General features: G+C 66.6%; 8 protein-coding genes and 1 tRNA gene. 3 read left to right on the plus strand and 6 right to left on the minus strand.

The window, feature by feature from the left end:
• Positions 1-38 precede the first annotated feature (38 nt).
• The gene (gene betT, locus HRL51_RS11245) at positions 39-2,234 is read right to left on the minus strand and encodes a choline BCCT transporter BetT (RefSeq protein WP_172119121.1); all 2,196 of its coding nucleotides are present in this window, start codon (positions 2,232-2,234) and stop codon (positions 39-41) included.
• 120 nt (positions 2,235-2,354) lie between these two features.
• On the opposite strand from betT, the gene HRL51_RS11250 reads away from it, so the two are divergent.
• Both HRL51_RS11250 and HRL51_RS11255 read left to right on the plus strand, forming a co-directional pair.
• The gene (locus HRL51_RS11250; protein WP_172191852.1) at positions 2,355-2,819 is read left to right on the plus strand and encodes a nucleoside deaminase; all 465 of its coding nucleotides are present in this window, start codon (positions 2,355-2,357) and stop codon (positions 2,817-2,819) included.
• Positions 2,820-2,942: 123 nt separating this feature from the next.
• A tRNA-Ser gene (locus HRL51_RS11255) sits at positions 2,943-3,031 on the plus strand.
• 937 nt (positions 3,032-3,968) lie between these two features.
• Here the strand turns inward: HRL51_RS11255 and HRL51_RS11915 are convergent.
• Entirely contained in the window at positions 3,969-4,097 is a 129-nt protein-coding gene (locus HRL51_RS11915; protein ID WP_268916146.1) for a hypothetical protein, read from the minus strand.
• 77 nt (positions 4,098-4,174) lie between these two features.
• On the opposite strand from HRL51_RS11915, the gene HRL51_RS11260 reads away from it, so the two are divergent.
• Entirely contained in the window at positions 4,175-4,396 is a 222-nt protein-coding gene (locus HRL51_RS11260) for a helix-turn-helix transcriptional regulator (protein ID WP_172191854.1), read from the plus strand.
• A 1,069-nt stretch (positions 4,397-5,465) separates the two neighbouring features.
• On the opposite strand, the gene HRL51_RS11265 is transcribed toward HRL51_RS11260, so the two are convergent.
• From HRL51_RS11265 to HRL51_RS11280, 4 genes are all read right to left on the minus strand, one after another.
• A complete protein-coding gene (locus HRL51_RS11265) occupies positions 5,466-7,292 on the minus strand; it encodes a DUF885 domain-containing protein (RefSeq protein ID WP_172191856.1) in 1,827 nt (608 codons plus the stop codon).
• 39 nt (positions 7,293-7,331) lie between these two features.
• Positions 7,332-8,747 carry an amidohydrolase family protein gene (locus tag HRL51_RS11270; RefSeq protein WP_244960181.1) on the minus strand — a complete coding sequence of 472 codons (1,416 nt, stop codon included), beginning with the start codon at positions 8,745-8,747 and terminating at the stop codon, positions 7,332-7,334.
• 46 nt (positions 8,748-8,793) lie between these two features.
• Positions 8,794-9,912 (minus strand): glutathione S-transferase C-terminal domain-containing protein, encoded by a 1,119-nt coding sequence (locus HRL51_RS11825; RefSeq protein WP_172191858.1) that lies wholly within the window; start codon positions 9,910-9,912, stop codon positions 8,794-8,796.
• 75 nt (positions 9,913-9,987) lie between these two features.
• Entirely contained in the window at positions 9,988-11,643 is a 1,656-nt protein-coding gene (locus tag HRL51_RS11280) for an ABC transporter substrate-binding protein (RefSeq protein WP_172191860.1), read from the minus strand.
• Between the last annotated feature and the right edge of the window lie 51 nt (positions 11,644-11,694).

An 11,694-nucleotide genomic window follows, 5' to 3' on the forward strand; every position in this document is an offset into this window, starting at 1 on the left:
TGAGGCCCGGGTGGCAGGCTCCGGGCGAGGCTTCCAGGTCAGACTGTCTCGCTGGCCCCCAGGTACTCGACCCAGCGCTCGTAGTGGTCCAGGACGTCATGGGCTACCTGGTCGGCTGTCCACCCCATGACGTCGTAGCCCACGCCACCGCCCCGGGGCCGGACCTCGAGGCGGGCCGTAAAGTCAGCCGCCTCCTTGAGGCCCACGCCGCCGTAGGTCGGTGCCGGGACCTCAACGATCCTCACGACGTAACGGAAGACTCGCTGACCTTCCGCCTGCTCGACGGCGTCGGTCTCGATCTCACCTTCTCGCGCCTCATTGTTGGGGTCACGCACGAACAACGTGGCCCGCCCCAGGAAGGTGCGCTCGTCGTCGGGGTCGACGGCCTCCTCCCCCTCGGTGTAGACCTCGGCCTCCCACTCCTCCTTGCGCAGCTCGTCCGCGACCGCCTCCAGGGCCGGCACCACGCTGCGCTGCATGGCCTTGCGCGCCTGTGCCGGGGAGACGGCGTCGAAGGTGTGGGCCAGACGGTCACGCCAGTGCACCCGCCGCAGACCCGCTGCCGTACCGGTGAAGCCAATCGCGCGGTTGCGATAGGCACGAGAGCGGGCCTCATTCCAGCTCATCTCGGTACGCAGTGCCTTGAACAGGCAGAACCCGATCATGGCGATGACAAAGCTGAAGGGCAGGGCCATCACCAGCGTGGCCTGCTGGAGGATGGAGATCCCTCCCGCCGCCAGCATGGCGATCGTCAACGCTCCGGTCAGGGCCGCCCAGAAGATACGCAGCCAGGCAACAGCGTCCTCCCGCTCCCCCTTGATCCGGCTGGAGAGGTTGGCCATCACCAGCGCGCCGGAGTCGGCGGACGTCACGTAGAACAGGATGCCAATGAACAGCGCCAGCGCAATGAGGAAGGCGCCACCGGGCAGGGCATCAAGCATGAGGTACAGCCCCTGCTCAGGTGCCTCCACGACCGTCTCCGCGAAGCCCTGGGCACCAGAGCGCACGAGGTACATCGCATTATTTCCGAAGATCGACACCCACATGGCGACGTAGGTGAAGGGCAGCACCAGGGCTCCCAGGACGAACTGGCGGATGGTCCGTCCACGGGAGATACGCGCCAGGAACATGCCTACAAAGGCTCCCCAGGTGATCCACCAGGCCCAGAAGAACAGCGTCCACCCGTTGAGCCACTCCTCAGGCCGGTTGTATGCGTATGTCTCCATGGTGAGCCCTGGGAACTGGGTGATGAAGTCACCCACACTGCCAATCAGGGAGTCGATGAGGAAGGCAGTGTTCCCGGTGACCAAGACCCACAGGGCCAGGCCGATCGCCAGCAGCACATTGATATTGGACAGGACACGCACGCCCTTGTCCACGCCGGTGGTTGCCGAGACCGTCGCCATCAGCACACTCAGGACGATGAGGCCGATCTGCGTACCAGTGCCCTGGGGCAGGCTGAACAGGATCTCCAGCGCGACATTGAGCTGGACCACGCCCACGCCCAGCGAAGCAGCGATACCAAAGACGCCGCCCACCAAGGCGGCTGTGTCGATCACGTCACCGACCCAGCCGTCCACACGGTCACCGAACAAGGGGCGCAGGGTTGAGCGCACCGCGAGGGCGTCCCGACGCCGGTAGGCGAAGTAGGCCATGGCCATGCCCATGATGCAGTAGATCCCCCACCCGGAGATTCCATAGTGGAACAGTGTCAGGACCACGGCGTTGCGCGCCGCCTCGATGGTCTCGCCCTGGCCGGTGGGCGGGTTCATGTACTGGGCCACTGGCTCAGCCACGGCGAAGAACATGATCCCGGTGCCGATACCAGCCGCAAAGAGCATCGCGGCCCAGGAGAAGGTGGAGAAGTCCGGGGTGGAGTTGTCCGGCCCCAGCTTGATGCGACCGTAGCGAGTCAGCGCCAGCACGACGACGAAGACGAGGGCGGCCGTCAGCAGGAGGATGTAGAAGGATCCGAACCATCGTCCAGCCCATGCCACGGCTGCGTCGAACATGGTCTGGACAGTGGTGGGCGTGATGAGAGCAGCGACAGTGACGCCAGCAATGATGAGGGCTGACGCCGCTAGGACCACCCAGTTGACAGGCTGACCCGTTCGAGGCGAACGCGGGTCCGAAGGCTCTTCCTCACTCGGGGCCTGGCGGCGCGAGGCTCCTGGCGGTGGCTGGGTCACGCTATCAACGGCCACGCCCCGGGAAGGCTGAGGGCGATCGGTCATCATTATCTCCGTTCATTGACACATGTCGCCGTCAAAGACTGGCAGGCAAGGTGTCGGGACGCAAAGTCCCCAGCTGGTCACCCAGGCCCACAGGACCTCAGGCCGTGCCAGGCTGAGCACATGAAGGTTGTTGAGGAGCGCTACCGCACAGCGATGGACAGAGCCCTCACGCTGGCCCGGGCCGCCGGTGAGAGCGGAGAGGTGCCCGTCGGCGCCGTCGTCATCTCCCCTGGGGGACAGGTCATTGCCGAGGCAGGCAACGCTCGGGAGGTGGAGCACGATCCGACGGCGCACGCCGAGATCCGGGCACTGCGTGCGGCCGGTGCGCGGCTGGGTCACTCGCATCTGGATGGCTGCACGCTCGTGGTCACTCTGGAGCCATGCACCATGTGCGCCGGCGCTATTCAACTCGCCCGGATCCGTCGCGTCGTCCTGGGGGCCTGGGAGCCCAGGACCGGTGCATGCGGGTCAGTGCGTGATGTGCTGCGGGACTCGAGGAGCAACCACCAGGTCGAGGTACTTGCCGGCCTGGGGGCGCAGGAGTCAGAGGAGCTGCTGCAGGGCTTCTTCGCGCGGCGCCGGTAAATCAGTGGTGCACGAGGCTGCGTGAGGCAACCTCGTGCCTACCTGCCCAGCAACCTGCGTGAGCGACTTCGCAGTGCAATGGAATTGGGGATAGGCACGCTGACGTGTACCCTCTGTCTGCAAGGTAGCGTGTCCGAGCGGCCGAAGGTGCAGATCTCGAAAGTCTGTGTGGTTCATAGCCACCCTGGGTTCGAATCCCAGCGCTACCGCCACGGGAAGCCCCGCCATTCCAACGAAAAGTCGGAGTGGCGGGACTTCTGCATGTAGCGCGCCGAACATATGCAGAACTCTGACAGCGGCGCCTCCTGATGTTTCTTGCGCTCACACAGTCCCGGAGGGACTCTCCGGGATGACCACCGGCTCAACTCCGGCCACCCTCCGCTACGACGGCCGTGGGGCGCTCGCGGGACGGTCTCACGTCACGGCGCAGACCCCTACGTGTAGGGGCGTTCAAGGAACACTCAGCCTACAGGCGGCCAGGTGGGGGGGCGGGCAGTGGCCTCCCCTCCCCCGTGCCTGAGGGGGGTCGCGCGCGCGTGATACCACAGACAGCGGAAGGTGTGGCCATGACGCCCACACCTTGCCTTGTGGTAGCACAGGCGCTGTCACGAGACCCTGCACCCCGGCCTGCGACGGGGCCAGCACGCCCCCATGCTCCTCGGACCTGCCACAGGCCCCCAGGCCCTGAAAAACAGACGGTTGACGACGCACGCAGGTCCGGGGCTGCTATCCAGCGGTTATGGGGCCCCTGGGGAGGGGGAGTCACCCCCACCCCGTTTGTCGTGTCATTTCGCGCCGGGATGTTTTTCCTGCGGTCTGCGTCGGAGTGCGGCGCGGTGTCTGGCTAGCTGGGCTGACTCGTGGGCAGTCTTGGCCCGGTGGCAGGCGGTGGAGAGGGCTTGGAGGTTGTTGGGGTGGTGGTTGTCGCCGGGGTTGATGTGGTCGACGTCGGTTGCCTTGCCATCGCAGCGTGGGTCGTGTGTGGTGGCTTGGCATTGGCCGTGTGCTTTGGTGAGAGCTTGGGCGCGGATGGAGGGCCAGTTGCGCGGGAGTCATCATCGGGGTCTCAGGTAGACGCCGAGGCAGGCACCGCAAGGACGACTGAGAGGTGGGGTTGGTGATTCCAGTACTATCACCAACCCCACCCCCTCAGGGTAGGGCATCGGCCTCCACGGAAGGAATGATGATGGGGACAGCGCCGAAGATCATGACCGGCCTGCTAGCCGGTTGCGCGATCGCCTTGGTCTGGGCCACGCCGAACCTACCCAGTAGGGGCATGGCGGTATCCGTGTGGACCTCGTGGGTCCTCGCCGCCGGGGTCACGGCGTGGGCCGCCCGTCAGACCAGAGACCACCATGAGTGAGCCGGTCCGCTACCTCGGACGCATCGACCTGGCGGCACGAGTCGGCATCACGGCCAAGACGGCTGAGAACTACCAGCGCGACGGCTACCTGCCGTCCCCCGACGTAGTCATCACCAACGGCGCCAGGTCGGTGAAGGGCTGGCTGCCTGAGACGGTGGACACCTGGCTCGCGAATCGTCCTGGCCGTGGTGCTCGGACGGACCTGCGCCGCTAGGGCTGACGGCCCCCGCTCTACCTCTGCGCTGGCTCGGGCGGGGGCGTCGTTTCCCTGTTCCCTCTTCGGGTTGAGCCCGTGTCGGCCTCGCTCACCGGGGCGAACCACTCGTCGCGTGTGTGAGGTGGCAGCACCTCGCGCTTGTCCGGCTGAGCAGGCAGGTGGGCTCGGTGCCTGCGCCGGGATTCACCCCCACCCCCATCCGCGAGCGCCATTCACTGCGATGTTGACAGCGGCGACAGTGGCGCGAGCGCTGGGTTAGATTGGGTGCGCCTTCACCCGGCAACTCTCCCCCGGAACACCGCTGTCCGATGCTGGGGAGGAGAGGAGTCAGGGAGGAGGTGAGGGCCGTGACCAAGCCGAAAGGTCGTCACGTCAAACCCCGAGAGGACAAGGATACGGCCCGGAAAGTGAGCGAGTTGTTGAACGCGATCGCTCGACTTATCCGGGCCGTTGCTGTCCTTACGGATGCCCTCAGCAAGTGGCTCAGCTGAAGCCTCTTGCTAGGAGGGGCCTCGCCTGGTTACAGCCGGGTGAGGCCCCTTCATTATGGACCCGCCCCTGCTCCACGGCAAGGGGGTACGCAGATCGTGCGTGCCCCTCCCAGGCCGCCACCAAGGGGACATATTGTGTACCCCCTGTTGGGGGATCCCTCATGTGTCCTGAGGGTGCCCCGGAACCATCCCTAGGGTAGGTGGATGATGCCCACCCCAGGAGTCCTGGATCGGGCTGGTCGTGAGGCTGGGGGCAGGCACCGTCTCGCTATCCTGGTTGTGAGCACTCCAGTCCTTCACGGCCTCGATGGGCAGTCCCAGCAGAAGAGCAAGCTCCTCCTGTGAGCCGCGTAGCCGGCTCTCGGAGGTCCTCGGTGGTTGCGCGATATATAGCCGGGGAACGTATCGGAGTGACCCGTAACGGCAAGCTCGCCGCCGCCGTCGGCGTGGCTGACCCCAAGGCGCTTGAAGCGCTCGAGATGGCTCAGGACGTGACCACCTACCGTCACGTGGTCACCGTCGATGACGGCGTGCGTGTGAACCTTGTGAACCCCACACCACCCACCTCCCCAGGTTCAAGAGGAGCCAGGCAGGGGAGCCGTCTCTCCCAGCTCCCGCTCAAGCAGGTCCAGTCCCACAGACCCCAAGGCGATAGCACGGTCATGGAAGTCCCGTAACGCCTGCCCCTCGCTGACCCCTCGGCCCCTGAGGCGCCGCAGTGCCACCTCGCGCCCAGACAACCACACCCGCTCACCCAGGACATAGGAAAGTCCCTGAGCCGGCCAGCCCAGCTGCTTGTCGACCTCGAAGTGAAGGAAACCCTCACCCAGTACGGTGTGAGCGCGCAGCACCGCCTGCGCCGTCGCCCGATCCCACCTCGGCGCTCCCGAGGCGCCCGGTAGCGCTGCGACCTCCGGCGGCACCGGCAGCCAGCAATGGATTCCCAGGTCCACAAGGATCCGGGCCACCCGCCACCGTCGTGCCGCCAGCCAGCCAAAGACCTCCTCAGGCCGCCAGATCAGTCCGTGCTCCACCGCAAGCGCCTCGGCATACAGCCCCCATCCCTCGTTGCAGCCGGGCACACGTGCCAGATGACGCTGCCACACGGTGAGCCGGGGATCAACGGACTGCGCACCACTGTGGATGTGATGGCCCGGTGTGGTCTCGTGGAGAACCGTGGTCCGCTCCGCCCAGGGCCACAGCACCTCGTCACCTGCCGCCAGAGACCGCAGCATCCTCCCGGGCGAGCCTGCCCTGGGCTCAGGCTCGTCATAGTGGACCCCGCCACCGGGCGCGTCCAGCTCAACCTTCGCCCGTCCCAGTGACGATGGCGCACTGACCACGGGGCCAACCAGACGCTCCCACGCCTCGTCAGCAACCTCCTGCGCCCAGGGCACGAAGTCCTGCGGTCGCAGTCCTCGCTCAGGCTCAGCACGCAGGTAGGAGTCATAGGCCGAAGCGGCCTCTCCCAGCCGGTTACCCGCGCCTGGCCCCAGCACCTCGCGGGCCAGTGCATCCTGCCGGGCTGTGACGGCCCGCAGCTCCTGCCGGGCCCACTCGCAGATCTGCACAGGCTCTACCTCAGTCCCCAACAGCCTGCGGACCCACAGCCGGTGGCGTTCGGGCCCAACCCCCTCACGCGTGGAGGCGACGGGCGCGATCTGGTGACGCATAAGGCTAGCCAGAGCATCCGCAGCCTGCCGAGCACGTGACACAGCTCTGCCGAGCCGACGCCGTCGCTCCACCGGCGCTGTATCTGGCTCGATCACCGTGCGCAACGGTCCGCGCTCGTCCGCCAGCGCGTCAACCTGCCCGGCCACGAGCAGCACCTGGCTTCGCGGAGCAACCACTCCGGCACGTGCTGACGATCTCAGGCCGTCACCGAGCGCCTCCAGGGCCTGAGGCAAGGCCTCAAGCACACGATCGGCATGCTCCTGGTCCTCCTGGCCCGTTCCGGCCTGGTTGACGGCCCGGACGAGCTCACGTCGCAGGCGCTGGAACGACGAGGTGAGGTTGCCCAGGTGAGCACTATCCTCCCCCAGCTCAATCATCTGGCTGGAGGTCTCCAGCCGGTCGATGAGGTGGTTGCGAAGCACGCGTGCACGTGTCTGTTCGCCCAGCAGGTCCGCGCCTGTGTGGCGGTCCGACGCCGTAGTCTCCAGCGTCCTCCAGCTCACCTGCCGTGCGCGTCGAGCCAGCTCCCGCTGCGCCCTCGCCTTGTCCGCGAGCACACCTGGTGCCAGCAGCGGCAAGGGCGGCGCGTCCTGTCGCTGCGGCAGGCCTGCGGCACGTGCGGCGGCGGGGTCATAAGCGGCTTCCAGCCTTGCCGCCTGCTCGGCGATCGCGGTCAGCTCCGTGAGCGCGGCTGCTGTGGCGGCCGTCTGGCCGCGTTTCCGTGCCACTTGTCGCTCTCCTGACCCACACAGCCCACCACCCATCTCTCACACCTGCGGATGACGGTGACGCACCGCCGCCTGCTCTCGCCACAGGGCGAGGACGGCTGCGGGTCCACGCACCTGACCGTCGTCGATCTCGGGGGCAAGTCCTACCACGCGGTCCGGCACGAACTCGCGTCCCTGGGCGACGACAAGCCTGAGATCGTGTAGCACGCCCAGGTCCGTGCGAGGGTCTCCGGCCACGGCGATGAGGTCGGCCGCAAAGCCCTCGGCAAGGACCCCTGTCACACCAGCCAGTCCAATCCCGGCTGCTGCACGGGAGGTAGCGGCTAGCAGCACCTCGGAGCGAGGCAGGCCCACAGCCTCCAAGGCCTGGAGCCCGCCAACGTAGGCACGCTGGGGGGATCCTGGGATCCCGGCATCGTGGCCGGCAACGATCCTGACGCCGTGCTCCCACAGGAACCGTGCCGGCGGTGAGAAGGAGCTGTCTCGCTCGATCATGGCGGGCAGGCTCGCCGTCACGGTGCAGTCCACATAGACGCCCGCCTGCGCCATGAGGTCAGCGAGCGCAGGGTCGGGGACACTACGCCCTTCGGCGGTGATGAAGGAGGCGTGGGCGATGTAGTCGACTCCCGCGCGCACCGCCCGTTCGATGCCCTCACTGCCATGGGCGTGGGCAGCCGTCCATCGGCCCAGTCGGTGGGCCTCGGCGACGAGTACGGTGAGCTCGTCCTGGCTGAACTGAGCGAACCAGGGAGCAGAGCCCCCGGTCATGAAGCCACCGGTCGCCATGACCTTGACGGTGTCGACGCCCATCTTGTGGTGGTGGCGCACCTGGTGGCGAATATCGTCCAGACCATCCGTCTCGGCACCCGCGTGCCAGGAGTGCCCTGCTGTGGTCGTGATCTGCGGACCCGCGGCCCGCACCCGGGGTCCACGCACCTCGTCAGCCGCGATCGCCTCGCGCACAGCGACGTCGACGTAGTGGCGTGCACCCAGGCTCTGGACGCTGGTGACACCTTCGCTGAGCAGCTCACGGGCGGCACGCGTGGCATGGAGCGTCAGGCGCGCGACCTCGTGCGGACCGTAGTCGGGGTACTCCACCGCCGTGCCAGAGGTGGCGAGGTGAGCATGGGTCTCGATGAGTCCGGGCATGAGGGTGGTGCCCGGCAGACTGAGATGACTCACCTCCCTCGCTCCCGCCCCAGCGCGCCCCGCCAGCTCACCTAGCCTGGCAAGGAGCTCGGCCTTGGTCCCGACGGCGAGGATCTGGGTGTCGTCAACCAGCACCGCGCCGTCGGGACCTTCAATCGTCTCCAGGCTTCCCGGTGCGTCCCCACGCCGCCCGGTCAGCACCCGGTCCGCGACCAGGAGGGTCAGCCCCTGACCCGACAGGCGCTCTGCGCCGTCGGACGGCGGGGTGATCCACGCGCGTTCGTCATCACGAACCTGCTGTGCCACAACGGATCCTTTCTGTCTCTTGCCGAGAAGGAGGCTCGTCTCCCCCTTAAGCCACCTCGGCGCGGCCGTGCTGGGTCCAGCCCCGCAGCTGCTCCCAGCTTCCCGCGCCGCCAGGCCCGGAGAAGAGCGGCGAGCCAGCCAGGTGCTCACGGCCGGCCGGTGCGTGCCACCGCTCGGTGGGGTTGCCGTCAACCGGCTTGCCGTCACCCGGCCCACCAAAGGCTGAGCGCCAGGTTCCGTCCTCACGCGGCAGGATGCCGTTGGCTCGGTCCTCACGGTCGATAGCGAATCCAGGCGTGGCATGCAGGTCGCGCGCATAGGCCCACAGGTGCGGGAAGTCGGTGATCCGGGCACTCGGTCCGATCTCGGCCGGGAAGCTGGGCCGGTAGCCCTGGTCGAAGGAGGCCAGGGTGACGAACAGCCGGATGTCAGAGTCCGTCAGGCGGTCTCCGAAGAGGTAGCGACGGGTCGCTAGACGGAAGTCAAGCTCCGCCAGACGCGCCTCCCACACCCCCCGTGCCACACGGGCCGCCTCTAGCGACTGGGCGAACAAGACCTTGTAGGGGCCGTTGTTGACGTCGTCGAACAGCTGCTGGTTGAGGGCGTCGATGTCATCACGCAGGTCCTGCGGGTACAGGTCGGGAGCCCCGTCCCTGTGCAGCGGCTTCCACGCGGTCTCCCACTCATAGGTCAGCAGGTGGTAGTCGTTGGAGACCACTCGCTTGTCCTTGAGGTCGTAGACCGTGGGAACCGTGGCCCGCCCCTCATAGCTCGGCTCGGTGGCGCGATAGAGGTCATCAAGCAGGCGGGCACCGGTCACCGGGTCCACTCCACCGGGCTGGCTGTTGAAAGTCCTTCCCTCCCGCGTCCGTCCACCGGTCCAGCCGATGGAGATGTGCTTATCCAGCCCGAGCAGGCGCAAGGTGATGGTCTGGCGACGCGACCAGCCGCAGCCGGCGTCCACAAAGAGACGGTAGCGCCCGGACTCCACCGGTGCCTGGCCCGGACGGTCACCGAATCGAGTAGTGAAGTAGTTGGTCCGACGGCGGAAGGCGCCGTCGGGAGTCTGTTCCACAACCCGCTCCGGAGCAAGCGGATCGGGACTGGCGGCCAGGGAGCAGGCGGCTGAGGAGGAGGTCGCAGGTGCTGGAGTCGTCAGGGTCATGATGTCGTCCTTGGAGCTGAACAGTGTTGACTGTGTTGCCGGGGGTGGCAGGGGCAGGGTGGGCAGGGTCCTGGCTCAGCCGGCCAGAGAGATGTTGTAGGCGCTGAAGATGCTGCCCGACCCGGTGTCCACGAGCGTGCCCTGAACCTTGTCGGAGTAGGCCAGAGAGTTGCGCGGAACGTACAGCGGCAGAAGGTAGGCCTGCTCCGTGACGGTGTAGGTCTGGAACTGGTCATAGATCTGTGCGCGCTGCTCCTGGTTGGTCTGTGAGCGGGCGCTGTTGAGCCACTGGTCAATCGTGGTGTCGTTGTAGCGGCCCCGAGCGATGACACCCTTGGCAGGGTCGGAGTTGTAGAGCAGGTCTAGCGCCAGCGCCGGATCGGGCGAGTTGTAGGTGTTGTCAAAGACCTCGTAGTCGTTTGCGTCCGCTCGCTCAGTCTCGGTGCCGGAATCCACCGGTTCAAAGACATAGTTGATACCCACGTTCTTCTTCATCGCATCAGCGATCGCGAGGTTGAGGGTGTCACGCGAGTCGCGCACATAGATCGCGCCAGACACGAGCCGCACGGTCAGGCGCTCTCCGTCCTTGGTCCTAAAACCCTCCTCGTCCCGTCCAGTCCAGCCAGCCTCGTCAAGCAGGGCGTTGGCGGCGTCGACGTCATACGTGATTGAGCCTGCCTCCAGCTCCTGGTTGTAGAAGGACGAGGTGGGGGACAGTGATGACCAGGCACGCTTGGCAGTGCCGTAGTAGATGGAGGTGATGATGGTGTCCAGGTCCACCGCCTTCTGGAAGGCCTGGCGCACGCGCAGGTCCTCCAGAGGGGACTTGGAGACGTTGAGGTAGAGGCTGTAAGGGGTCCCGGAGTTGAGGACCTCCTCGTAGGCGAATCCACCAGTACTGAATCCCTTGACGTTTTGCGCGGGTACGCCGTAGATCATGTCCACCTGCCCGGACTGCAGCGCCCCGGTGCGGGTGGCGGCCTCGGTGAGGAAGGAGACCTCAATCCCGTCCAGGTAGGCGGCCCCGTTGCGGCCAGTGAGTGCCTCCGGAGCCCAGTTGTAGTCCTCACGCTTGGAGAAAGTCAGGCTCGATCCCTGCTGGTAGGCGGTGATGGTGAAGGGACCGGTCCCGGCGATCGTCGGACCACCACCCTTGAGGCCACCATCGTCCAGCGAGGCCGGGCTCAACGGGGTCGATCCCAAGGCCGAGAGGTAGGCGATGAAGAGATTGTCCGGCTGGGACAACGTGAAGATGACGGTGCGCTCGTCCTCCCCCTTGGCCCAGCCGGTGAGGTTGGAGCGGCCCACGGAGTTAGTAGCGGTGTAGTCAGACTGAGCGAGCTTGTCAAAGTTTGCCAGGACGGCGTCGGCATCCAGGGCGCTGCCGTCAGAGAAGGTGACGCCCTCCTTGAGCACAAGGGTGACGTTCAGGCCGTCCTCACTCACCTCGTAGGACTCAGCGAGCCACGGGTGGTAGACCCCCTCCTCATCGCGGTAGAGGTAGGAGTCAAAGGCGTTGCGCAGCAGTGGTGCCACGGTGTCCTGGCTGGAGAGCTGGGGGTTGAGAGTCGCCGGCTCGGTCTCGTAGCCCAGCCGCAGTGTCCCGCCTGTGACCGGAGTGGTTACAGCCACGCTGGTGCTGGAGGAGGGGGATCCGCATGCGCTCAGACCTGCGGCGGTGATGGTGGACAGGGCAGACAGCTGCAGGAAGCTGCGGCGGTTGAGGGACATGGTGGTTCTCCTTGGAGTATGAGGTGTCAGGGTCAGGGGTCGACGGCGAAG

It is taken from the genome of Actinomyces faecalis (genome assembly GCF_013184985.2).
Classification (GTDB): Bacteria; Actinomycetota; Actinomycetes; order Actinomycetales; family Actinomycetaceae; genus Actinomyces; species Actinomyces faecalis.

Excerpts from the sequence above, each read along its gene's own strand:
- betT (WP_172119121.1), bottom strand. The coding sequence starts at position 2,234 with ATGACCGATCGCCCTCAGCCTTCCCGGGGCGTGGCCGTTGATAGCGTG.
- HRL51_RS11250 (WP_172191852.1), top strand. The coding sequence starts at position 2,355 with ATGAAGGTTGTTGAGGAGCGCTACCGCACAGCGATGGACAGAGCCCTC.
- HRL51_RS11915 (WP_268916146.1), bottom strand. The coding sequence starts at position 4,097 with ATGCCCCTACTGGGTAGGTTCGGCGTGGCCCAGACCAAGGCGATCGCG.
- HRL51_RS11260 (WP_172191854.1), top strand. The coding sequence starts at position 4,175 with ATGAGTGAGCCGGTCCGCTACCTCGGACGCATCGACCTGGCGGCACGA.
- HRL51_RS11825 (WP_172191858.1), bottom strand. The coding sequence starts at position 9,912 with ATGACCCTGACGACTCCAGCACCTGCGACCTCCTCCTCAGCCGCCTGC.
- HRL51_RS11280 (WP_172191860.1), bottom strand. The coding sequence starts at position 11,643 with ATGTCCCTCAACCGCCGCAGCTTCCTGCAGCTGTCTGCCCTGTCCACC.